20 protein-coding genes are annotated in these 25,642 nt (G+C 38.8%); all 20 read right to left on the bottom strand.

Features of this window, described 5'->3' with window-relative positions:
- Positions 1-300: 300 nt before the first annotated feature.
- The 20 genes from lpxA to glpX all read right to left on the bottom strand — a co-directional run bounded on the left by lpxA (position 301) and on the right by glpX (position 25,630).
- The gene (gene lpxA, locus B1A77_RS05870) at positions 301-1,113 is read right to left on the bottom strand and encodes an acyl-ACP--UDP-N-acetylglucosamine O-acyltransferase (RefSeq protein ID WP_004695481.1); all 813 of its coding nucleotides are present in this window, start codon (positions 1,111-1,113) and stop codon (positions 301-303) included.
- 20 nt (positions 1,114-1,133) lie between these two features.
- Complete coding sequence (gene fabZ / locus B1A77_RS05865) at positions 1,134-1,559, bottom strand: 3-hydroxyacyl-ACP dehydratase FabZ (RefSeq protein WP_004695477.1); 426 nt, start codon at positions 1,557-1,559, stop codon at positions 1,134-1,136.
- Positions 1,556-2,395: a UDP-3-O-acyl-N-acetylglucosamine deacetylase gene (lpxC, locus tag B1A77_RS05860; RefSeq protein WP_004695472.1), complete on the bottom strand. Its 840-nt coding sequence runs from the start codon at positions 2,393-2,395 to the stop codon at positions 1,556-1,558. Before lpxC ends, fabZ begins: the two co-directional genes overlap by 4 nt.
- Before the next feature lie 263 nt (positions 2,396-2,658).
- Complete coding sequence (locus tag B1A77_RS05855; protein ID WP_004698501.1) at positions 2,659-3,561, bottom strand: lysophospholipid acyltransferase family protein; 903 nt, start codon at positions 3,559-3,561, stop codon at positions 2,659-2,661.
- Positions 3,562-3,567: 6 nt separating this feature from the next.
- The gene (gene lpxD, locus B1A77_RS05850; RefSeq protein WP_012864065.1) at positions 3,568-4,599 is read right to left on the bottom strand and encodes a UDP-3-O-(3-hydroxymyristoyl)glucosamine N-acyltransferase; all 1,032 of its coding nucleotides are present in this window, start codon (positions 4,597-4,599) and stop codon (positions 3,568-3,570) included.
- A gap of 30 nt (positions 4,600-4,629) precedes the next feature.
- The gene (locus tag B1A77_RS05845; protein ID WP_012864064.1) at positions 4,630-5,157 is read right to left on the bottom strand and encodes an OmpH/Skp family outer membrane protein; all 528 of its coding nucleotides are present in this window, start codon (positions 5,155-5,157) and stop codon (positions 4,630-4,632) included.
- 11 nt (positions 5,158-5,168) lie between these two features.
- Positions 5,169-6,140 carry a coiled-coil domain-containing protein gene (locus B1A77_RS05840; protein WP_077708248.1) on the bottom strand — a complete coding sequence of 324 codons (972 nt, stop codon included), beginning with the start codon at positions 6,138-6,140 and terminating at the stop codon, positions 5,169-5,171.
- Between the two features lie 29 nt (positions 6,141-6,169).
- On the bottom strand, positions 6,170-6,658 hold the full coding sequence (locus tag B1A77_RS05835; RefSeq protein WP_004695463.1) for an OmpH/Skp family outer membrane protein: 489 nt from the start codon (positions 6,656-6,658) through the stop codon (positions 6,170-6,172).
- Between the two features lie 107 nt (positions 6,659-6,765).
- A complete protein-coding gene (locus B1A77_RS05830; protein ID WP_058948508.1) occupies positions 6,766-8,934 on the bottom strand; it encodes a BamA/OMP85 family outer membrane protein in 2,169 nt (722 codons plus the stop codon).
- Between the two features lie 176 nt (positions 8,935-9,110).
- Positions 9,111-13,400 carry a translocation/assembly module TamB domain-containing protein gene (locus B1A77_RS05825; protein WP_077708246.1) on the bottom strand — a complete coding sequence of 1,430 codons (4,290 nt, stop codon included), beginning with the start codon at positions 13,398-13,400 and terminating at the stop codon, positions 9,111-9,113.
- A gap of 178 nt (positions 13,401-13,578) precedes the next feature.
- Positions 13,579-15,039 (bottom strand): TolC family protein, encoded by a 1,461-nt coding sequence (locus B1A77_RS05820; protein WP_004695458.1) that lies wholly within the window; start codon positions 15,037-15,039, stop codon positions 13,579-13,581.
- Positions 15,040-15,081: 42 nt separating this feature from the next.
- A complete protein-coding gene (locus B1A77_RS05815) occupies positions 15,082-16,341 on the bottom strand; it encodes an MlaD family protein (protein WP_004695456.1) in 1,260 nt (419 codons plus the stop codon).
- The gene (locus B1A77_RS05810) at positions 16,341-17,099 is read right to left on the bottom strand and encodes an ABC transporter ATP-binding protein (protein WP_024061016.1); all 759 of its coding nucleotides are present in this window, start codon (positions 17,097-17,099) and stop codon (positions 16,341-16,343) included. Before B1A77_RS05810 ends, B1A77_RS05815 begins: the two co-directional genes overlap by 1 nt.
- 21 nt (positions 17,100-17,120) lie before the next feature.
- The gene (locus tag B1A77_RS05805) at positions 17,121-17,882 is read right to left on the bottom strand and encodes an MlaE family ABC transporter permease (RefSeq protein ID WP_004695453.1); all 762 of its coding nucleotides are present in this window, start codon (positions 17,880-17,882) and stop codon (positions 17,121-17,123) included.
- A 30-nt stretch (positions 17,883-17,912) separates the two neighbouring features.
- Positions 17,913-19,895, bottom strand: a complete 1,983-nt coding sequence (locus B1A77_RS05800; RefSeq protein WP_077708244.1) for a SpoIVB peptidase S55 domain-containing protein — start codon at positions 19,893-19,895, stop codon at positions 17,913-17,915.
- A 12-nt stretch (positions 19,896-19,907) separates the two neighbouring features.
- Positions 19,908-20,192 (bottom strand): biotin/lipoyl-containing protein, encoded by a 285-nt coding sequence (locus tag B1A77_RS05795; RefSeq protein WP_004695449.1) that lies wholly within the window; start codon positions 20,190-20,192, stop codon positions 19,908-19,910.
- 88 nt (positions 20,193-20,280) lie between these two features.
- Positions 20,281-21,621, bottom strand: a complete 1,341-nt coding sequence (locus tag B1A77_RS05790; protein ID WP_077708243.1) for a phosphodiester glycosidase family protein — start codon at positions 21,619-21,621, stop codon at positions 20,281-20,283.
- 213 nt (positions 21,622-21,834) lie between these two features.
- Positions 21,835-23,220 (bottom strand): rod shape-determining protein, encoded by a 1,386-nt coding sequence (mreB, locus tag B1A77_RS05785; RefSeq protein ID WP_012864056.1) that lies wholly within the window; start codon positions 23,218-23,220, stop codon positions 21,835-21,837.
- Positions 23,201-24,466, bottom strand: a complete 1,266-nt coding sequence (gene murA, locus B1A77_RS05780) for a UDP-N-acetylglucosamine 1-carboxyvinyltransferase (RefSeq protein ID WP_004695444.1) — start codon at positions 24,464-24,466, stop codon at positions 23,201-23,203. Before murA ends, mreB begins: the two co-directional genes overlap by 20 nt.
- A 201-nt stretch (positions 24,467-24,667) precedes the next feature.
- Positions 24,668-25,630: a class II fructose-bisphosphatase gene (glpX, locus tag B1A77_RS05775; RefSeq protein ID WP_004695442.1), complete on the bottom strand. Its 963-nt coding sequence runs from the start codon at positions 25,628-25,630 to the stop codon at positions 24,668-24,670.
- Positions 25,631-25,642: the final 12 nt, after the last annotated feature.

Genomic DNA, 25,642 nt, shown 5'->3' with positions numbered 1-25,642 from the left:
ATATATCAATTAGTAATTTCAAGTTCCCTATGAAAAGGCCTAAAAATAGACATAATCATATACAATATATTGTACTATAAATAGCTACTTTTTACCATTAAAAAGCCATGGTTTATGCCCTTTTCTTCATCATTTTATTATAATTCCCTTATTCCTTTTAAGCACTAAAAAATCTACGATTATATCTATCAAAACTTTTCTATAAATATAAAAATATAATGTAAATTAATCATTGATATAAAACTCAACTAGTGATAATGCACACAAAAAGACCTCGTACATTGTACGAGGTCCTCATAATTAGTCGCGACGAGTACGCATAATTCCCCTATCAGCATTGCGTAGGAAGCGTAATAAATTTTCAATTTCTACGGAAGAATCCAATTGTAATTCCATTTCTTCAATCGCCTTAGATAAACTGAATCCAGAACGATAAATAATACGAAATGCCTGTTTCAAATCACGTCGTACATCTTCGGAAATTCCTGCACGAGATAAGCCTACAGAGTTTAGCCCGATAACACGTGCCGGTTGACCATCAGCAATTACGTAAGGTGGGATATCTTGTACCACCTTAGCCATCCCGCCAACCATTGCATTACGACCGATTTTAACAAATTGATGAATACCTGCAAGGCCACCAATAACAACGCGATCTTCAACGATAGCGTGCCCTGCAAGACCAGCACAATTACTCATTATTACATTATTACCAACGATACAGTTATGAGCCACATGTGTACAGGCTTGAAGTAAACAATTATTGCCTACACGTGTTTCTTCACCTTCACCAGTAGCGCGGCTAATAGTTACGAATTCACGAATAACCGTTTCATCGCCAATATTACAATAGCTTTTTTCGCCTTTAAATTTTAAATCTTGCGGTTCCAACCCAATAGATGCGTTAGGATAAATTTCACAACGCTTACCAATGGTTGTCCAACCACCAATTACAACATGTGCACCGATTTGTGTGCCATCGCCAATCTCGACATGTTCGCCGATAACAGCGCCAGGACCTACGATTACATCTTTGCCCAATTTAGCATTTGGATGGACTATGGCTGTACTATGGATGTTGGATTCCGCATTTTCCATGCCTACAACTATCACTACAATCACTCCTCATTCTATTATACAAGGGCAAACATGTATTCACCGCTAGCGCACAATTTGTCGCCAACATAGGCACGGCCTTCAACCTTGCCCATTTTACCTTTAATTTTAACAATATCTACCTCCATGCGAACTTGATCGCCAGGTTTTACAGGATGGCGGAAACGCACTTTATCAATACCTGTAAACATAGGAGTAAGACCACGATTTTCCTCAGGGTACAATAATGCAATACCACCGACTTGAGCAATAGCTTCAGTCAATAATACACCTGGCATAACTGGGTTCCCTGGAAAGTGACCTTGGAAGAACAATTCGTTGAATGTAGCATTTTTAATACCCACAGCACGTTTCATAGGTTCTAACTCAACAATGCGATCAACCAAAAGCATTGGGTAACGATGAGGTAAAATTTCTAAAATATCTTCGTGATTAAGAATCATGGCTGTGTCTCCCTTATTTCTTCCATTATACTGCGAGCCAATCTTGAATTTAATTCATGACTCGATTTCAAAGCAATTACATGGCCTTCAATCGGTCCTAACAAGAATAAATCCCCTATAACATCTAATGCTTTATGGCGAACTAATTCATCCTCAAAGCGTGGTATAGATAGACATTTCTCATCATCATAGACTAATGCATTATCTAGGCTACCGCCTTTTGCAAGCCCCATGGCCTGTAATTGTTCCAATTCCTTCATAAATCCGATAGTCCTAGCCGATCCAATGTGTGCTTTGAAATACTCAGGCGATACTTCAAAATCACATTGTTGCGTACCAAGCAACGGATGGCTGTTAATTGATGTAAAAGTCATGCGATAGCCATCATATGGCAAAATCACAATAAAACGATCCCCATCATAAACAGCATGAGATCGAGTCACTTTGTATATATGACGCGATGCTATTTGTTCTTCAATGCCAGCCTCTTCAATAAGATTGACAAAAATAGCACTACTACCATCACCTACAGGAGGTTCTGGAGAATCCATTTCAATATAACAGTTATCAATATTCATAGCACTGAACGCTGCCATCACATGTTCAACAGTAAATACCTTTGCTTCACCATTTTCCAGCGTGGTAGCGCGCATAGTGTTCGTCACATTATCAATGTGTGCTCGCACAGAAGGATGCCCTTCAATGTCCGTGCGGACAAACACAATTCCTGTATCTTCAGGTGCAGGCTTAAAAACCATATGTACTGGTTCACCGCTATGAAGGCCAATCCCTTGATATGAAACAGCCTTTTTTATTGTTTGTTGTGGCTTACTCATAAGAATGTCCTTTCATAATCCGAATTCACGTTTACTATACACCAATATGTATTATACCCTATTTGCATAGGCGTTACAAGAAATTTACCATATATTACGCTAATTGGAAAGACTATTCTTAGTCTTTAAAATTTTAATAGATTATTTTTAAACACTAAGTTATAAGTTATAAAATAAAAAGAGATTTCATCCATGCTAGTAGGAATCAGTTTCATCTTGAAGATTCCACAATCGCATAAACAAAATCTCTTTAAAATTATTAACTATTGAAAAACATCAGGTGGTGTATCTATTTGTTCACCATAAAAACGACGAGTCCATTTCCAACGGTTATGAAGCCAGAACCAATCTTCAGGATATCGTCGAATATAATCTTCAATAAACTCATTTAGACGAGTTGTTGTTACCGCTATATCACGCTTTTTATCATCTGTACGTTCCACATAAATTGGTGGATGTGCTTCAATCTCATATTTCTCAGAAAACGGGCTATAATGTATGGTTACAAAAATAATAGGCACATCTTGCATACGAGCCAGTACAGCTGGCCCAGCAGCCGTCAATGTTTCATAGCCAAAGAATGGTACAAGAACGCCATCATCACCAGGGTCCTGATCCATAATAAGGCCTAAAAATGCACCTTTTTTTAGTTCATTAATCATTTCACGAACACCTGTTTTATAGGTCACATGTTGATGCATAATCCGACGATATTCATTGATAAACTTATCGGCATCACCATTCTGTTTCATAGCCACAGAAATCAATGGATATCCTTCAGAAGCAAGAACGCCACCTAAAAGTTCCCAGTTACCACTATGAACAGCAGCTAAAATTGCACCTCGACCATTTTCTAAGGCATCATCTAAGTACTCTCGATTAATAAACTCCACCATATCTTTGTATGCGCCATCTTTAATTTCAGGATAGCGCAATACATCAATAATCATACGGCCAAAGCGTGTAGTACTAGCTTTCGCAATACGTCGAGCTTCTTTAGGGTCATCTGTAATATTACAGAATAAAATTTGGCCTATCGCCAGGCGCTTGCGTTTAGGTGGCACCACTAACCACACAATTTCACCAAGCAATGTACCAATAGCATATTGCAAACCTTTAGGTAATAAGCAAATAAAGGCACTAAAGATTTTCATAAACCTATACATGGATTATTAGCTCTCCTTAAGCTGTGCTTTCAAAGCGTCAATTTCTTTTTGTAATTGTTTTACAGTTTTCACCATTTCTGGCAAACGATTCTCGTAAGCAGCCAATTTTAACCACTCTTTATGAGGTCTCATTGGATACCCAGCCATAACAGAATTAGATGGTACATTGCCAGTAATTCCTGTTTTACCTGCAAATTGTACATTATCTCCAATTGTAATATGACCAGTACAGCCTGTTTGTCCTGCAAAGATTACATGGTTACCACATTTTGTACTACCTGCAATCCCAACCTGTGCAATCAAGAAACAATCTTCTCCAATCTCAACATTGTGGCCAAGGTGAACAAGATTGTCAATTTTTGTACCGCGACGTACCAAGGTAGATCCCATTGTAGCATTATCAACAGTAGTGCAAGAACCAATTTCTACATCATCTTCAAGAATAACATTGCCTACTTGAGGAATATGCGTATGAATACCATTTTCTGTGGCAAAGCCAAAACCTTCACCACCGATAACTGCTTTAGCACGCAATACAACGCGTTTACCCAAAATACAGTTCTCATGTACGATAGCACCTGCATAGATATCAGAATCTTCCCCAATTCGTACATTATGACCAATATATACATAAGGTCGAATTGTTACATTATCACCGATAACAGCATTATCATTAATAACACAATAGGCACCAATAGCTACATTTTTACCAAGTGTAACATTCTTGCCAATAATAGCTGTACTATGCACTTCACGGGGAACTACAACAGGTGGATGGAATACTTCTAGCACTTGGGCGAATGCGGCTTTTGCATTATCAACTACGATTTGTGCCATCGGTGCATTTTTTACTTCCGATTCAACGATAACAGCACCCGCTTGGCATAATGCAATATGTTCAACATATTCACCTATTGCAAAAGTTATGGATTGTTTTACTGCTTGCTCAAAGCTACGTGTCTCAGTAATGACAATAGACTCATCCCCTATAAGTTGACCGCCTACTAAATTTGCGAGTTCCTGTAAAGTTTTTTCCAAGGCAAACTCCTCCCCCGTGGTAATCTTCAATTATTGTGCAGCTTCAGTTGTACTTGTTGCAGCTTGATCTGCTTGTTGTGCATTTTGCTGAGCATCTTGTTGCTCTTGGGCTTTAGCTGCATTTTCAACTTCTTTGATTTGGTCGTCAGAAGCTTTACCCATTTTTGTAATCAAATCATCAGTTACATCAGAGCCACCGCCAACAACAGCGCCTTTCTCAATAATAACATCAAGTTTTTTCTCTTTCACAAGTTCATTGATTTTTTGTTCTTGATATTGACGATATTCTTGCGCTTTTGCATTCGCAAAGGCATTTAATTCTTGATTCGCTTGATTAAATACATTTTGTTTAGATGCTTCATCGGCAGCAGCAATTTTAGCATCTAATTCCGCTTTTTTAGCATTGATTTCTTTAGTAATTTCAATGCCTTTTTCAGTACTGTTTGCCACTTTCACGCTATCAACATAACCAACATTATTAGAACCACAACCACCTAAGATAGCCATAGAAGCTACTAAAGATGCACCTAATACTAAAGATTTAATACGTTTATTCATAATATAACTCCTTATTGAACTCGATAGGACGCCTTCACTGCATCAGTAATATCAAGCCCTTTAATATTACCACCATCATCGATGATAACTAAATCCAAATGTTGTTCCTCAGCAATAATTGCTACACGCATACGAACATCTTCTAAAATAGCCTCATGAAGTGCACTCACTTCAGCTTCTTTATCTGAAAGCTTTTTTGCCCATGTATCATTCCACTCTTGCGCCACAGGCAGGTTATTATTAGCAATGATGGATTGTGCTTGTTGTTGTACCATAGAGTCTCGTTTCTCAGCTAATTCCTTCTGTAGGGATGCAGCGTATCGATTGAGCTCTTCCTGCCCTTTTTGTTGCATTGGAGCAAGCTCAGCCTGTACCCTTGCTTTAATTGAATTTACATCGAAATCCGATGGTTTTCTCTTAGCTAATAAGTCCTTTAATCTTTCTTCTTTTTTAGCTTTTTCAGCCATAGCCGCTGCTCTTTGTGCATCATCTATATATACACGTGCATCATAGGCATATAAGTCTAGTTGAAGGTTTACGATTTCCAGATCATATTCATTAGTACTAACCTTTAACTCAGCTAAATACTTTTGAGTCAATTCATTGCGCTTTGCATTTAATTGCTGATTTAGTTCATTCTCTTTTGTTGCAATACGAGTTTGCAATTCGACCGTAAGAGCATCTGACAAGGTTGAATCCAGTGCAAGCGTTTTCAACTGTTTATCTTGTGTCTCTGACTTGGCATTTAAGGCTTGTTGTTCAAGTTCATATTGACGTTGTAAAAGTTCCAGTTCATTTTTGGCTTGTTTATAATCCGCATAGGATGGATTAAACTCTAGTACATCATCAATGCGTACAACACCTATTGACATGCCATCAGGACCCTGTTGGTGATTTGTTACAAAACCATAGGCCCAAACCATAGCACTTATTGCAGCAACGAGAAATATGACTAGTCCTATATATCGTTGTTTCCCGTTCATTGTCGTTCTCCCTTACATAGAACTACAGTTTATTTTTTTGCATCAGTAGCTAGTTTTTTCAATACTTGATCTGTAATATCAACACCACCGTATAGTACAGTGTCTTTAGTCATGACAACGCTAAGACCTTTAGCATCACCAACCGCTTTTGCAGCCTCCATAGCTTTATCTTGAACGGATTTAGCAATTTCTTGATCTTTTTTAGCTAGGTTTTGACGAGCTTCTTCAGCAATTTTTTGTTTAGTAGCATCATCTTGTGCTGCATCAATTTTAGCTTGCGTTTCTTGTTGTAATTGGCTTTGATAGCTCATATATTCTTGAGCTGCAGAGATATAAATTGGATTATCTTGCGACAACATACGAGATGTATCGATAACCCCAATAGTACTAGTCCCACTATTACTACTAGGCGAAGCCATTTGCGTATAAGCTAACGCACCAATACCAACAATAAAAATTGCAGCAATGACGATGGAAAAAATCTTTACATTCGCCTTGTTATTCATCATTCGCATCATAATAGAGTGCCCTCATTTCTTTAAATCACTGCATCAAAGGATGCCATATAGAGATATTGGTGAAAGCCTCTTTAGAAAAGAGGCCTCCACCATATACATTTACTATATTAGAATTGTGTGCCGAAGCTGAAGTGGAATTTATTTTTGTGTTTACCCACACCATAGTCAAGTTTAACTGGACCAATTGGGGTTGTAATACGAACACCAGCACCAACGCCATAGTTAAAGGTTTTCTTACTATTATACCATGTAACATTTGGTGCATCCCATGCATCACCAATATCAGTAAACAATACGCCACTAACCTTTTTAACGATTGGGAAACGGAATTCCAATGTAGCATTGTACATATACTTGCCACGGAATTGATCATCTTCATAACCACGTAAGGAGTCAGCACCCCCCAATGTGAACAATTGGCTATAAGGAGCATCACCTTGAATAAAGCCACCACGTGCACGGAATGCCAATACATTCTTAGCACCAAGTTTTTTATACATGCGTGCTTCAGCTGTGAATTTATAGAAGTCGAAGTCACCGCCTAAACCATGACCAGCCCATTGTGTAGTATAGGAAATACGACGACCACGAGTTGGTTCATAGATATTATCACGAGAATCGTATACTTTTTGCCATGTTACGGAGTTAATGCGACCGAAGTTATTTTTTACATAGTTGTCAGATGCAAAGTTATAGGAACCATTATCCCAGTTTGTACCTTTACCCGCATTTTTATCATAACGGAAGCCAGAGCTATCATCATCATCCCATTTATAAGTATCTTTACGAGATTCTAATGTCAAGTAATCACGAGTATATTCCCCAGTTTGACGACCGAAGGAAATATTGAAACCACGAGATTTCTTATTGTATTCTGCTACTTCACTACCATCTTCATTGTAATCTGTGTATTCATCTTCGCGATTGAAGAAGGAGAAGCCAAGGGATGTACCTTTGCTATCGATCCAAGGTTTCAAGTAGGAGATTTGGTAGTTCTTATATTTTTTCTTACCACCGATTTCCCAGTGAACTTTAAATTTATCACCAGTACCACGGAAGTTATCTTCACCAAACTCAACGATGCCCATCAATCCATCAGATTTAGAGTAACCAGCACCTAATGTAATGGTACCAGTCTTATGTTCCAATACATCGATTTCAATAATTACATTATTTGGATCTTGTTCACCTGGCAACATACGAACGTTTACGTCATCAAAGAAACCTAAGTTATATACGCGTTCTACAGAACGACGTACCAAGAATTTATTAAAAGGTTTTCCTTTCTTTTGAACAAATTCACGAGTAATAACTTTATTGCGAGTTTTCTTGTTACCTGCTGGAATGATATCTTCTACGATACCTTCAACAATGTGTATATGAAGTACGCCTTGGTCATCTACACGGACACCATCAACGTGTGCTAACATATAGCCATCACGAGCATATGCAGCATTAATACCTTGGACTTTTTGCCCTACAGATACAGAGTTAAGAACTTGACCTGGTTGAATATCCATGAACTTAGTCAATACTTCGGAGGAATATACAGTATTACCTTCAAAGGAAACGCCAGTAGTAACTGGATTTACGGTTACGGCAAAGTCCAATTTTACGCCTTCAGGCACGGAAGTAAATACAGGATTTACTTCAGAGAAGTACCCAGTATTACCAAGATTAGTTACATCTTTAAATACGCCATCAACAGATACGGCATCGCCAACTTTTTCAGTTAAAATTGGCAACAAATTTGCTTGCTGTTCAGCTGTAACGCCAGATATAGATAAACCGGTAATCAATTTACCTACGTAAGGATTAACAGATTCTGCACTAGCAGATGTGACATATTGTGCTTCTACTGTTGTAACAGCTTGAGTTTGGCCATTTTCAGCAGCCTTATCAAGATCAGTACCACCAGTAGTTTTAGATACCATTTTTACTTGTTTATCATCAGTTTTTAAAGCAGCATTATTGACTGTAACAGTTCCATCAGAACCTTTTACTACAGTGCCGTCACTAGATATAGTCGTATCACCACGAGCAGCTAAGATAGCTGCATCAGTTTCATCTTGTATAGTTGTAGTAGTTGCATCAGCATTATAAACAGCTTGTGTAGTAGCTGCATCATTTGCTGTAGCAGCATTAGTCGTCGTTGTGCTATTTAAATCTGGAGTATAGCCAGCTTGTACCTCAGCAGCAAATACACTGCCTGTCCCCATGACAGCGGTCAACACGGACGCTGCAAGCATACTTTTATAAGCTTTTGGTTTAAACATAAATTCCTCCTAGAACTCATCCCCATAAAGAGTTTACATCTTATTTATAAAGACTAATAAATCTTTATCATTATAGCATAAATTGCTTGGAATGAGTACTATATTAAACAAATTTTATGAAATTAATATGACTAGAATGTGCATACCTAAGGGGTTTACACATTCTAGCCATACTCTTAAAAGCTACGTGTCCAACGACCACCTATATAATTGTTCCCTTTTGATGTATGCCATCCCGTGAACTTAAGGTTTCGTTTAACAGAATATTCTATACCATATTTATTTTGTTTGTTATTAATACCTTGAGAATAAGTCAACATGACTCTCGGTAATACATATTTACCGATTTCAATATTATAATTACTTGCCGTATCCCTATTGGTTGGCTCATCGGGATCAATTGACCCTGTTGTAATATTGATGCGGTCTAACCCAAGTGTATTTTGTAATGCATCTTGTACATAGCCAAAAGCAAACATTTGAAGCCCTGCTGTAGCCACAGCATTCACATCTTCATTTGTCAAAGTACTACTATTTGAATCTGCACCGCGGCCGAAGGTCAACATGGAAATGATTTGCTTTCTAGACAATGTAGGATTAGAGGACAATGATAAGTCCATATGATCCACTGTCCCTTTTACGCCAAGCATAATAGTGTAATTACTTACATTTGTTTCAGCCTCTAATTGTAAGTTTGGTAAATAAGAGCCACCTACGAAATGAGCATTCCCTTTTGTAATATTAAATACATGGCTCAAATACTTAAACGTGCCATTTCTAACATCGAATTGACCACTAGCAGTTGGATTTTGTAAGGATCCACCAAAATGAACATCGCCACTGATAAACATGTTGTATAAGGTGCGATCATATAAACGTACACCTTTACCCGCATGAACAGTAACATCCACCCCCATATCTTTGGTACTTTCACTAGATTGTAAGGAAAGAGGAATTTTGAATTGAATCTTTTCAAGATTTAAAGTGCCAATAAGGGTCGGCAATCCATCTCGGTCAGCAATATAAAGTTCACCATTCAAAGGTCCTCTTACATATTCACTGCGAACCTCTAAGTCTTCTAGCTGAACTGCCGCCTTGTAATTAGTAAGAGTATGTCCAGACCAATTTACTTTAGCAGCCAAACCAGCTGAGCCTTTGCCCATATTAATACGGGATTGGAAATCACCTTGTTGACCAGAGAAAATTAAGTCACCATCAATACCAGTAATTTGATTTTCTACACTTGCCAATTTCATCGTACCATTACGTACCGATACAGTACCATATGCTTCAGGCTGATCAATAGTGCCTGTAATGTGAACCGTGCCTTTTAACGGACCTGTTGCCTCCTTAACACTAGTTGTAAGAAGAGGGATAACAGCCATATCTGCTTCGTTAAAATCAATAGTTACATCCATAGATTTGCTATCATTTGCTGGAATATACCCAGACGTAAAGATTGCCGCTAATGGAATCTTACCATAGACGCTAAGTTTATACCCACTTTTGGCACCTTGAATTCGTTGAATCTGAATAACTTGATCTTGCATTGTAGCCAATACAAAACCTTCATCAATACCAACACCATTAAAGGACCCCGACTCTACAGCACCGGATAATTCTACTTTAGGATTCTTAGTTTCCCCAGTGATATTTACAACGCCAGTCACCCAACCAGTAGCTTGAATATCCTTACCCATAAGTGGCAAGAACGGTACTATATCAACATCCTTTAATGCAACCTGTAAGTCCGCTTGACCATCAAGATCCATCGTACCGCCTATTGCAATGAGACCTTCATCAACAGGCAGTTTCAAAGTTGTAACTTTGAATTTACGATTAGCAAGACTTGCATCGATAGTTGCATCACCAACAATCTTTTCATCAATACTTACATCATTAATCTTGCCTGTTACATTAACGCTTGGATTGTCGCGTGTACCTCCGATTTCAACAGAACCATTTAATTTGCCATCAATGTGTTCATTGGACCGGTCTAGCAAGGTTAACAAATTCTTTACGCTACCATTAGTAACATCTAATACACCAAATAGTTGTCTACTATCATCAAACTTCATACCACCTTTAGCAGTGTAGCGACCACCATCGGCTTCAGCAAAGGTGAAATCTTGCACATTTACAACCGATTTATCTGCATAAACACGACCATGAATATCGTTCAATAATTCCCCATTAACTGATAAGGCATCGGATGAAATATAGCCATTGAATTGAGGGTTATCCACAGATCCAGTAATTTGTCCTCGACCAGATAGCAAACCATCAACTTTGTAATCCGTATTAATGAGCAATCTGCCCATATCAATTTTTTTGCCTTCAAAATCAATATTAATTGCTTCTTTAGATACTGTACCGCCACCTGTGATAGTTGCACCATAACCTTCAATATCAAATCTATAAAGCTCTAATGTATCATTCTGATAGTTATATTTTGCAAACGCATTGGTCACGAGTTTGCCATAAGCAGAACCATCCCACAAATGAGCACGACCTTCTATAATCGGATTTGCAGCCGTCCCTGTAATATGATTGTCTGTTTCAAACCAACCTGTAATAGGAACATCTGTAACAGTACGAATCACATTTTCAATACGAGCAGCCCGAGCCTTGGCATTTAGATCTAACACATTTGTATTAAGATTATACCAACCATTAACATCATAGCCCCCATCGCCATCACCAATATGTCCATTGGTGATAGTGAGAATATGGTTATCTAGCTTAATATCTCCATGGATATTATTGAATCGAGCCCCTTTATAATGTACCTCTTGACCCCATACAGTGCCCATTACATTTGGATTATCCAATGTACCTTGTATCGCAAAAGAGGTATTCAAGGTGCCATCAACATCTTGACCAATAATAGGACTTAGTGCGGTCAATGGCAATGCATTACCGGAAATAGTGGCATCTATATTACCATTTTGGATATAGCCATATCCGCTTAGCGCCCCATCTCCTATAGTGCCTACAACGGTCATATTTGTACTATTATCAGCGTGCGTAAAGTTAGCTTTTGCAGTATCAACTACAACACCGCGAATGCCTATTTGGCGACCTTCAACAGCGCCTACAACATCTGTAACTTGATTATTTTTTCCTAAGATACGCATCTCACCATCGATATTACCTGTAACTGGTGAGGTCATATCTTTTGTGAAAGTGCCTAAAGGTAAATTTTGAATCTTTATAGTAGTATCAAAATCCCCTGTATCAACCACATATTGGCCCTTAACCTTTGCACTACCTTCGCCTACTGATAGGCGCACATCATCCGTACGAACTAAACCGTTATCATATACAATATCACCTTGTAAACGATCAATATAGTAACCATTATAAGAAATACCATCACTAGCAATCGTTGCATCTACACGAGGGGATACTGTCGTGCCACCAATATGTGCACGCCCACCTACAATACCAGAAACACCGACGTCTGTTATCGCCTCTAAATCTACTTTATCGGCCACAACATTAAGATTTAAATACTCTTCATCTTTGCCTAGTGTAACTAAGCCATTGATCTTTGTTACTTGATCATTTACCCTCCAAGAACTACGACTAATAACGATTTGATCATTATTAAGCATAATGCGACCCGTGCCATCGGTAATATTATAAATTGTATTACCCCGTTTATAAGTGCCTGTTGAACCTTTAAAGCCTACATTACCACTCATAATGTATTTGCCATCTTCACTTTTAAGATTTAAATGTAAATCTTGTAACTTACCACTCGTTACAGATAGATCCTTACGAAGTGGAACAAAACTCATAATACCAGCAGTATCAATTTCATCAGCTTGTACAAAGAGATCAAAATTAGATACATTGTTCATATCAATTTTGCCATTCAAGGTAATTGCGGAACCATCTACATCAGCAGTAAAGGCACCTTTAGACATGCCACTCATATCAAGCGCCATAGTCCCATCAAGATTTTCTACATTCCTCTTTATTCCATCTTTAGTACGTAGCGCTACGCGACCATCATTAATAGTCACAGAGCCATCAAAAGTACCCGACTTATTTGGATCGGATGGTTTTACTAATTTAGTTATACTCCACGACCCATCAGCTAGTTGCCATATATGAAAATCTGGCGCCTCGACGATTACACTAGAAATAGCCGTAGCCCCTGATGTGTTGCCACCAATAATCTTCGGTAAAGAAGATAATTTAACTCCTACAGCTACCTCTTGAGCAGTTCCAACTAAATGTCCATCTCTATCTTTGATAATCACATCTGTTAGAACAACATCACCATTCCAATTAATTCGGAGAGAATCATAGTCTATAGAACCGTTTATGACATTATTTACTTGTTCTTTAACCATAGGTGCAATGTAAGTTTGAGCCATAGGATTAATGCTGGCACCAACAATACCAGACAAACCTAAAATCGCTGCACCGATAAGGAGCCACTTTTTACGGGTCATAATGATACTCCCATACACATTATGAATAATATAAATATATATACTAATCTTACCACAGACACAGTAATAACTATAGTATTTTCAGAGTGAATTTTATAAAACCTATCAAGAACACTCATTGTCTATAATGTCCATTACAAGAAAAAAGACGACCGAAGTCGTCTTTTTAAAGATCATATTATTGATTGCCGCCTAGTTTTGACAATTGTTCAACAGCACCACTATTAGCGATAACTTCAGCACCTTGACCTACAGGTGTAGACAATGGAACGCCTGTTAATTGTTCAAGAGCCGCAATGCTAATATTGTAATTGTAAAGAGCTTCTACATAGTTATTACGAGCTGTTGTCAACTTAGTTTCTGCATCAAGTACATCAAGGTTCGTACCAACACCTGCACGGTAACGAAGCGTAGCAATACGGAAACTTTCTTGACCTTGTGCGACTGCAGTTTGTGTACTTTGGATTGTTTGTTCAGCAGCTCGTAAATTCAAGTATGCTTTTTGTACAGCTAACAATACAGCATCAACAGTGGCCAAGTTAGCTTCTTTTGCTTGTTCAAGTTGTGCATTTGCTTTTTTAATAGCATTTTGTGTTGCACCACCATCCCATAAGTTCCAAGTAGCACTAGCACCAACACTCCAGGACTTTGTACTTGTACCAAAGTAACCATCTGGATCACCATAGCCACGACCAGCTTTTACAGCAACCGTAGGCAAATAACCCGCCTTAGCAGATTTTACAGCTTCTTCCGCAGATTTTACATCAAGAGCTGATTTAACAAGAGCGGAACGATGAAGCATAGCATATGCTTTCGCTTGCTCCAAGGTTACATTATATGGTTTATATTGTAAATCATGCTCTGCTGTAGTAATAGCTGTTTGTGCAGGGTATGCAATAACTTGATTTAAGTTCGCCTCTGCTAAATTTGCAGCATTTTGCGCTTTTACAAGAGATGTTTGAGAATCATCAAGATTTGTTTTAGCTGCCAATACATCGGAGCTCGCCACTAAACCAACATTATACTGTGCCTCTACATTAGTTACATGACCTTGATAATCTTTAACAGCTTGTTGTGCTACATCTACCATATTACGGCTCATAATCAATGTATAATAACCGTTAAGAGCATCATATTTTGCTTGTTGTAAAGCCTCTTCATAGCTAGCACCAGTACCTTCACGAGTATAACGTGCAGAATCAATGCTTGCATCGAGTTGTGGATTGAATACAGGCGCACTAATGGAGAAGTTATGACTACCAGATTTGCCACTACCTGTGTCACCGCCCGTTTTTTGAGCACTCCAACCATAACTAACACTTGGATTCTTACCAGCTGCTACTTGGCTTACTGCAGATTTAGCAGCTTCATAACCCCATTTAGTTTGCTTAGCTGTACGATTATTAGCTAATGCTAAATCAACCGTACGGGCTTCGTTTAAAGCTAATGTACGTTCATAGGTTTTACTGTCTAAAACAGATTTTTCTGCTAATTGCTTTTGTGTTAATTGAATAGCTTCTTTTTGATATTTGCTTAATTGGTCTCCGTTGTTAACGGATGTAGTTACTACATCAGCGGCGAATGCACCAGTAGTAACTAAAGAAAGCATTACACCTAAGGAAAGAACCTTTTTATTCATAATACGTACCTCCATACTCATATAGAGTAAATGTGTTAGTCATTAGAATACTTGTTTAATACCGAAATAGGTACCTCCATTCGTAGAACTGAACGGTCTGGTCATTTGAATAACGCCATAGGTATCTTTATGCAAACGTATATCACTACGAATACGATATTTACGATGATTAAGGTCATATAGCGCGGCTGATAAGGACACAGGACCACGGAAGTTATAATCCACCCCAAGACCCAATTCACTTTCAAAAATACCACCACGCACTAACCATTTAGAACTAATAAATCGACCTGCATTCAGATCAAAAGTAGTATCATCACCCATATTAGAAAGGCCAATTTCAGCCATTCCTTTATTGTTAAAGGCACGTACTCTACCATTGACACGGAATTCATTATCCGTTGTGTTATACAACAAATCTACAGATGGTTCAATCTTGGTAGATGACTTTTTTTCAGTCATACCAACCTCTACACTATTTCCATTTACATCCGTTTGGTACGCCTTTCCGCCCATCAGTTTATTGATGCGAGCTGAAATCTGTGCCGTATTATGTAAAGTCTCCTTAATATTTTCTTGTGCTTTAGGATCTGTTACAGTTGATTCCATGGTACGAGCCATATTATCTACACGATCAGTAGTTTGTTTTAAATTAGTTAAAATAGCACGCATATCATTGCCTGCATTACCATCAGCATTAAACTGTTGTGCTGCTTGATTTAGCTGAGCCGTTACATCCGCCATATTTTGTGTAATAGCTACCGCATTATCAGCCATCACAGCTGTAGATTGCAAAGAATATTTAAGTGCACTTTGAGTTGCAGGATCACCAATAATACTATTAATAGACTGTAGCATCTTCTCAGTACCATCCATTAATTTTTGTGCACTCTGCATGGCCTTATCCACAGCATCAACGCCTTCACCTTTAACGGAGTCACCATCTTGTAAATATACTTTAGACTGTCCTGGTGAAATTTGAATAAATTTATCACCTAAAAAACCATCTGACCCCAAGGAAAAGATCGAGTCACTTGGAATCTGCGTTTTTTCATCAAGTTTCATCTTAACCACAACGCCACGCGGTGTAATTTCAATATCAGAAACAGTCCCGATGGCCACGCCGGAAAATTTAACCTGATTCCCATTTTTTAGGCCATTTACTTGAGTGAAATCACCTGTAATTGTCATTTGCGGTTTAGCCCAAATATCGATACGGCCTACAAATAGTATGCCTGCAATAAATAGAACTATACCTATTATTGTAAAAGCCCCTACCTTGGCCTCCGTCGTCCACTTCATTATATATCTCCCATCGCAGATTCGTTAATCGGCTCTGCTTCACCATGAATAAATTGTTGTACCTTCTTATTTGTAGAATTCTTAAATTCTATTGTATCAGAAATTTCTACAAAATGCCCCTGATCGAGTAAAGCTATGCGGTCAGCAACATAAAATGCTGACTGCATATCATGTGTTACCACGATAGAAGTACAACCAAGCCGATTCTGCATCCCCTTAATTAGTATACTAATCGTACCTGATGTAATAGGATCTAACCCTGATGAAGGTTCATCATAAAGAATTAAACTCGGATCTAGTGCTATAGCACGAGCTAAGCTAACCCGCTTTTTCATACCACCAGATAACTCATTAGGCATATAGGACTCATATCCCTTTAAACCAACCCAATCAAGTCTTTCTGCCACAATGCGTTTGATTTCGTCATCCTTTAACTTCGTATGTTGACGCAAACCAAAAGCTACGTTCTCACCTACCGACATAGAATCAAACAAAGCTGAATATTGGAATACCATCCCCATTTTTCTTCGTACCGTATTAAATTCATCTTCAGATAATGTAGTTATATCTGTGCCATCTACGATAATCTGCCCTGATGTAGGACGTTGTAAACCTATTAATAAGCGAAGTAATGTACTTTTACCACTACCACTGCCGCCTAATATAACTAACGTCTCCCCATCATTAATAGTGAGATTAACAGAGTCTAAAATCACACGTGACTCGTAGGCAACTACAACATTGCGTAGTTCAATCATAAATCCCTCTAAAAATATCCACTAAAATAACAATGTAGATAAAAAGTAATTTAATACAAATACTAGAATAATACTAGTTACTACAGAACTAGTAGTGGAAAAACCAACAGCTTCTGCGCCCATTTTAGTTTCCATGCCCTTATAAGCACCTACCAATGCAATGACAGCACCAAACACACTAGACTTTATAAGACCTAAAGTGAAGTCTGAAATGGTAGAGAACATTTGAATAGAGTCTAAATATGTACTAGGCGCCAAACCCTTGATAACAGTAGCTACAAAGTAACCACCGGCAATACCGATAACAACACCATAAAATGCCAAAATCGGCACCATAATCATACACGCTACTACACGTGGTACCACGAGGTAACCAACAGGGTCAACAGCCATAACACGTAGGGCATCAATTTGTTCTGTTACCTTCATTGTACCGATTTCAGCCGTGATGGCGGCGCCAACACGGCCGGCTAACACTACACCTACTAAGATAGGACCCAATTCACGTCCCATAGCTACAGCCATAAGACCACCTACCGTACTTTGAGCCCCATAGGTAATGAGTACATCTGTAATCTGTAAGGTCATAACAGCCCCAGCAAAGAGCAAAGTTAAGCTAATAATAGGCAAAGAGTCTACCCCTAGGTGAGCCATCTGCTGAAATACATGCCACAAATTAATCATTTTTAATTGTTTTATTGTTTGCCACACTAATAATGTAGCACTACCCATCTGTGATAGGCCGTTTATGACGACTCGACCTATCGATTCTAGCCAACTCAACAGTGTCTCCTTTTCCCTTACAGTTTCAACTTATTCAGGTGTATTTGTTCCACCAGCATTAGCCTCATCTTTTTTATTAGTTTCTTTCGACTCTTTTTTAGGGTCCTTTTTAGACTCAGCTTTATCTGTTTTATCTTTTTTAGATTGATCTTCCAATTCTAACTTGCGCTCCATCTTAATCTGATGTTTCGCTTCTTTGACACGTTTTGCTAATTCTTTATCACGATCAGCGGGCTTCATTACATGAATCGTAAATTGACCATCACCTTGCACGATGTACTCAGTATCAACGGCAGTCTTTTCAGGTTTCTTTTCATCATCCTTACTAGAACTCAAATCTTCTTGACCTGTTTTTTTCTTTACATCCCCTGGCATAGGCTTTGATTCCACATCTTTAAGTTTAGCCTTTTTAACAGATTGAGAACCATCTTCATCAACTAAGCTAATGCCATCTTCCAAAAATTCTACAACGATTTGATTATTTGTATCAGTCTTTTGAATTTCATCATAAAGCTCATCAAAATCTTTATGAACTTTCAAACGGCGTAAAATTTCGTCTGTTAAATTATACTTTTGTTTTTCCAATACGTATGGCAATGGAATCTCGCCACCGCCACGTACCTCTAAGGTATATTTACCAATAGCTTGATCTTCTGGGACCTTAAAGAAGATTTGTTTAATAACCTTTTCGCCGCGGAACGGTTCTAATGTTACATCTACTACGATAGTATCCCCAGGAGAAACTACAGTAGACGAAGCAGAAGCATCTATAAGCTTTGCTGTTTTCTTATCTTGCGTTACGTTTGTTTCAACCGAAATATCCGAAATTTCATAGTTGATGAATCGATTGTTCATAAGAACATCAATGACATTATAAAATTCATCAACTGCTTTTTCGCTAATGGAATCAGAGCTGTAGAACATATTTGTTCGCGTTAATGGCTTATGTTCTTTTCCTTTTGGCGTAATAGTATAAGAAATTGTAGCCGTACCAGAGCCACTGCGATCCAATGTTTTATTCAACATATTGTATAAGGCTGTAGCTGCTAAAGTTGGTGTCATTTCACCATCTTCAATAACCTTTACAGAGCTAGTTCTATCACGTCCCATATCAAGATCTTTTAAATGGAAGCGCAATGGAATACCAGGAGAAATCACGCCAGATACGCCAGCAATGCCTGCCCCTCTATCTTCAGTAACTGAGCCTATTTCTTTCCCCATGGAGCCAAGTTTAAAAGCAGCATTATAGCTTTTTACAACGGTAAAGATACTTGCATTGTGCATGAAATAATTAGATGAACCATGTTTTAAGAATGGATGACCAAAGGCAACAACCTTTTCACCATCTACATGAGTCACAGTACCAATAGCGCCCAATTTGAGGTCACCATCAACTAACAAAGCAGCTACAGAGCCACCAGCCTCTAGTGGTTTTGCAATTTCATCACCACTAGCACTTGCGGTATCATATGTTTCATATTTATATTGTGGTAGCTTCGATTTAAAGTAATCCATTGATGCCGCATCGAAGCCATACGCCATAAGGGGAGTACCTAAAGGAATCAATTGTGTATCATCCCAAGGTTTAGATAAGTTTTTCTCATATGGTATATTCCATAGTTTGACCATATCCTCAATAGGAGTAATCATACCTATCGTACCATCTGCAAACCCCCAGCCATAAGCAACAGCCCCAACGAGTTTACCATTTATATATACAGGGCTACCACTCATACCATGCGCAATGCCACCAGTTTGATCCATAACGGGTCCAGAAAACTTTGCTAAGATAAGATGACCAGATGGTCCCTTATCCTTCATGACACCCAGTACCTTTACATCAAAGGTAGAAATAGTATCCCCTACGATTACAGTTTTTGCAATACCTTCCATACCTGTTGTTACATCATTGACAGGCATAAAATCAATAGCCTGTGCAGTTGTAAGTGAAGTACAGAAGAAAAGCGCCAGTATCGATTTTCTATACCGACGCCAAGAATGAGAAAACTTCATTCCTTCTCTCCTTTATTTACTTTCTACAGTGACAACGATTTGATCACGAGAAACGTCTGAACCCACTGTAACATTAACCGCCGTTACAGTACCAGTTACAGTAGATTTAGCAGCAGCCATAGGACCAGCCAATGTCTCTACAGTCACCAAGGTTTGGCCTTCTGTTACAGAAGTACCAACAGAAACTGTAGAAGCAACTTTACCTGTTAATACACTTTGGTATGATACAGGGGCCGCCATTACAGAGCTAACACTTAAAATGCCTAATGCAGCTAAAGCTAACACTACTCTTTTCATAACGATCCCTCCTTTTACAAAATTAGTTATGTATTTATAGTATACTAAATTATTAGTAATATTTCAAACAAAATTGTATGCAACGAATCTATTTTATGATTACTATATCCTCATAACTCATAGGTGCAGAAGATTTGTGTACATAATCATCATTGATAACTATATCTATGCTACCTTGATTTGATAATTCAGCGCCATCAACAACACCTAATTTAGACAATAACTGAGCTCCTTCTTTTTGAGTCACACCTACAGATTGAAGTTCGGATTTATCAACTGTTAGCACAACTAAATCATGTTCCTTTGTGGTTCCAATGAAGCTACGACCTTTGTTATTAGATTCATCAGCTCCTACATAGCGACCGCCTTTCATCACCATAGTGCCCACTTCTAAACTAGCTCCACCAGTAGTACTAACTTGAGCAAGTTCTTCTCTATTTTGAATCATAATAGGTGTTCCAACTTTTAATTTACGTAAAGCATTTCCAGATTCGCCATGACCAGACAATACGTATTGGTTTTCCCCAATTTTAGAATTTCCCTTTTGTTTACTAATAACCTTGCCATTAGCTACAGTCACTTCATAACCATATTCATTGGTCTTTGTAGAAGGACCATAAGTTGACGTATAAAGGGTCAAGGCATTCTCTTTACGAACCGTATCAACGGAGGTGATTACAAAACTCTCATTCTTTGTTTTAGCTTGAAGCAAAGGTTTTTTCTCTTCTATAAAGTATCCTCTATTAGGCGTATATCGTAACGTACCACGATTAGAAATACGCTCTAAATCAATGGCTCCATCACTCGCCACTGAGTAAGGTCGTTCAAAACTGCCCCCTTTTACCTTTGCTCCAATGATAGCTGTATGAGCTTGAGTAACAGAAGATAATGGTTTACCTTCTGGAACATGCGCCACCACCATAGGTGAATCATTATCTACGGTCAATGCAAAGGCTTGAATTTTCCCTTCAGCTACGGTGTTATTAATTTTGCTATACGTTACAGATTTATTTACATCTTTTGTAGTCTGTTGCGCATAGCCAGAAAATAAATCCACTACTATACGCGAAGGCTTTTCTAATGCAAACTCATGATGTTGTACATCCTTATTCGCTGTTAATGTTACTCGTAAGGCCCCATTAATCGGTTGTAAGCCAATGCCTTTAAGAACTCCCGTTTTTTTATCATTTTGTGATATGGGGCCAGTTAAACCATTTGTAGTACCCCCTAAATTCAATGTAAGAGCATGTGTTTCTTCATTATAGGATTGAGTCCAAGATACAGGCATTTCAGATACATCTAAAACAATTCGGCTTGTACCTTCATGATTAGATACGCGCACCCCTGTTAAATTACCGGCCTCAGCATGAGGAACGGTACTACCCAGTAGACCTAAAACAGCAAAAGTCATATACAGATATCGTTTCATCTTTAATTCCTCTATAGCTACAAACCATAATAATGGCCTTATATTATTACATCAATTTTACACAATATACTTTTACTATAGTATACAGCATAAAGATAAAAAATTCAAAAAATAAACGAAAAACGAGGTTACAGTCTAAAGATACTCCATACATAAAATAGAATAACTGTAGACCATAACCTCGTCAATTTAAGCTTACATCATCATGATATATTATTGTAACTCATCTAATGTATCACGAAGCTGTGACATTTCATCTAAAGCCTTTGCAACACCTTTAATCACTGCATATCTTGGAGATTCTACAAGGTATGCCGCGATTCCAATAGAACGTGTAATAACACGGTCTAATCCATCGATGAGCGCGCCACCACCAGTAAGAATTATGCCATGATCGTTGATAGCGGCCACAAGTTCCGGTGGAGTTTTTTCTAGAATAGACTTAACGCCTTCCAAAACATTCATCACTTGTGCTTCTAGAGCACGTTGAATCTCTAAAGAATTCACCGCAACCATCTTTGGTAATCCAGAACTTGAATCTCGTCCTCGTACCTCAATCGTGCGCTCCTTTGCACGGCGATCCACAGTCCCTACAGAAATTTTAATTTTCTCTGCTGTTAGCGGACCAATAACCAAGCGTTTCTTACGACGGATATAGCGAATAATAGATTCGTTAAAAGAATCTCCACCGATGCGAAGTGATTCACTTACAACTACACCCGTATCACAAAGAACGGCAATATCCGTAGTGCCACCGCCAACATCGACAACCATCGCCCCTACGTGCTTAGCATCATTGAGGCCAGTCCCCATAGCAGCAGCCAATGGTTCTTCAATAAGGACTGTCTTTTTTGCACCAGTTCTGAGTAAAGCTTCCAAAATAGCGCGTTTTTCAACTGGTGTAATGCCCGACGGAACACATACAATAATACGCGTCTTCATCAATCTAGAAGCAGGTACAACGGAGCGAATAAAGTACTTCAACATGAATTCTGTCATATCATAATCTGCAATAACGCCCGCTTGAACTGGACGGATGACGGAAATCCCTTTTGGAGTACGGCCCACCATAGAACGTGCAGCCTCACCTAAAGCAAGAATATCACCGGTTTTATCATCCCGTGCAATATACGCAGGTTCATCTAATACCAAGCCTTTACCCTTCGCAAAAATGAGGATATTTGCAGTCCCTAAATCAATTCCCAAATCGAAGTTTAAGGATCGATTTAAACGACTCATAAAATCTCCGACTTGCTCAGGTCGAACTAAACGTTTTAATGTCATGGCTGGTGTTGTTTTAGCAATCGCTACAGTCTCACGACTACGTCGTTCAGCACGGCGCATTTTTGTAACTTTAATCATGGTCTCACGCATATTGGAGGCCAAATGATTAGCTTGCTTTGCCACGCCATTTGAAAGCTTAGTAGACTTACGTTTTGTCCTTCTCAATGGTTTGCGTGTAGTACTCACTTTCGAATTTTCAACCTTTGCAGCACCTAAGTTCTGTTGCTCGTTGTATAAAGCCGGCCCTTTAGAGCGCCGGCTTCTTTTCTTTTTATTTTGTTTTGGCTGTGTACTCTTATTCGTCAACCCGAACAATATCAGCACCTAACCTTTGCAATTTACCTACAAAATCATCATAACCTCGGTCAATATGATGTAAACGACCGACTTCTGTTCTACCTTCCGCAGTCAATGCAGCGCATACCAGCGCCGCTCCAGCACGCAGGTCAGTAGCATTCACTATAGCCCCGTGTAAGCTTGGCATACCTTCGACAATAGCTTGACGATTATCGATGTCAATATGCGCCCCCATTTTACGAAGTTCAGCAACATGCATAAAACGATTTTCAAATACAGTTTCTGTTACTGTACTAGTGCCTTCCGCAATCGTGGTAAGAGCCATGAATTGAGCTTGCATATCTGTTGGGAATCCAGGGTATGGCAAGGTTTTAATATCGACAGCTTTAATGCCTTTACCACTACTGATAACGCGAATGCCGTCGATTTCTTCCTCTACTGTTACACCAGCTTCCTTTAATTTAGCCACTACTGGTTTTAGATGTTCTGGCAATGCATTTTCTACGAATACATCACCACCTGCCATAGCAGCAGCGATTAAATATGTACCAGCTTCAATGCGATCAGGAATAACTGTATGAATAGCACCGTGTAATTGAGGTACACCTTCAATACGAATCACATTTGTACCAGCTCCGCGAATATTAGCTCCCATAGCATTTAAGAATGTAGCTAAATCAACAATTTCAGGCTCTTCTGCAGCATTTTCGATAACGGTTTTACCTTCCGCCATAGAAGCAGCCATAATTACATTCTCTGTAGCCCCCACACTTGGGAAATCCAAATAAATTTGAGTCCCTTTAAGTCCTTCCGGAGCATGAGCATATACATAATCTTCAGTAATTTCAATTTTTGCACCTAATGCTTCAAATGCTTTTAAATGAAGATCAATGGGACGTGCACCGATAGCACATCCACCAGGCATTGAGATTTTAGCCTCCCCTTTACGAGCCAAAAGTGGACCCATGACAAGAAAGGATGCACGCATTTTACGCACAAGTTCATAAGGAGCTTCCGTAGCAGTCAATGTAGAAGCATCGAAAACAATTTCACCATCTGCATTATTACGAGTGATTTTAACCCCCAAAGACTCGATAACTTGGCAAATCGTGCCTACATCTTCTAAATTTGGAATTTCAAGCAATTTACTAGGCGTTGATGCTAGCAAAGTACCGGCAATAATAGGGAGTACTGCATTTTTAGCACTACTAACACGTACACGTCCTTCCAATCGATTGCCACCTTGAATGATTAACTTTTCCAACAGAATTCCTCCTACACTTTATATCGTTCATCTTGTATAAGCTACAAGACCTTGTATTTATAACGTCATATACTAAATGTTATTATACTATTTTTCGATATATCTCATCAAGAGAATGAGAGAAAATACAAAGAAAAAAAAGCCCTGAATATATCTCAAAAATTTGTGCCAAATTTTTGAGTATATTTCAGGGCTTTATTCTTATTTAGCTTTTAATGTTTTAAGTTTATGATCCATATGCACTGTATCAAGGAAACGAACCGTACCAGTTTTAGACCGCATCACAATAGTATGTGTACGCGCACCACCTGGGAAATATTGAATTGGATTTAATAAGTTACCACGTGTAATGGCAGTAGCCGCAAAAATAACATCATCAGTACGAACTAAATCATTTAATGTGAGCACTTGGTTTACATCGGCAATGCCCATTTCATGGCAACGACGAATTTCTTCTTCCGTTTCTGGTTTTAAGCGAGCTTGCATATCGCCGCCTACACATTTTAAGGCTGCAGCCGCTAATACACCTTCAGGTGCACCACCAGTACCTACAACCATGTGCACCCCAGAACCTTCGATACAACATTCCATAGCTGGATTAACATCACCATCAGAAATGAGCATAATACGAGCCCCTACTTCACGAGCCTCTTTCATCAAGCCTTGATGACGCTCACGATCAAGCATAACCAACGTGATTTCATCTACATTACGTTCCATTTTAGCCGCTACATTTTTGATATTTTCGGTCAAAGATTTCGTAATATCGATAGCACCTGCACCTCGAGGACCAACACAAAGTTTCTCCATGTACATATCCGGTGCATGTAACAAGCCACCTTTTTCTGCAATCGCCATAACTGCAATAGCACCATTTTGACCTTTAGCAATCAAGTTTGTCCCTTCAATAGGATCAACAGCGATATCTACTTCTGGTCCGCCAGCACCTACGTGTTCTCCGATATAAAGCATAGGAGCTTCATCAATTTCGCCTTCTCCGATAACCACAGTACCAGAAATGCGAACAGAATCAAACGCTTGACGCATAGCATCTACAGCAAGACCATCGGCTGCATCCTTTTGCCCACGGCCAAGCAAACGACCGCTACGCAAAGCTGCGGCTTCAACGACACGAGCAAATTCCAAAGATAATGTACGATCCATAATGGGCCTCCT

The organism is Veillonella parvula (assembly GCF_002005185.1).
Taxonomy (GTDB): domain Bacteria; phylum Bacillota; class Negativicutes; order Veillonellales; family Veillonellaceae; genus Veillonella; species Veillonella parvula_M.
Note: the sequence above shows the minus strand (reverse complement) of the source record. Positions and strands in the feature narration are given on the sequence as shown.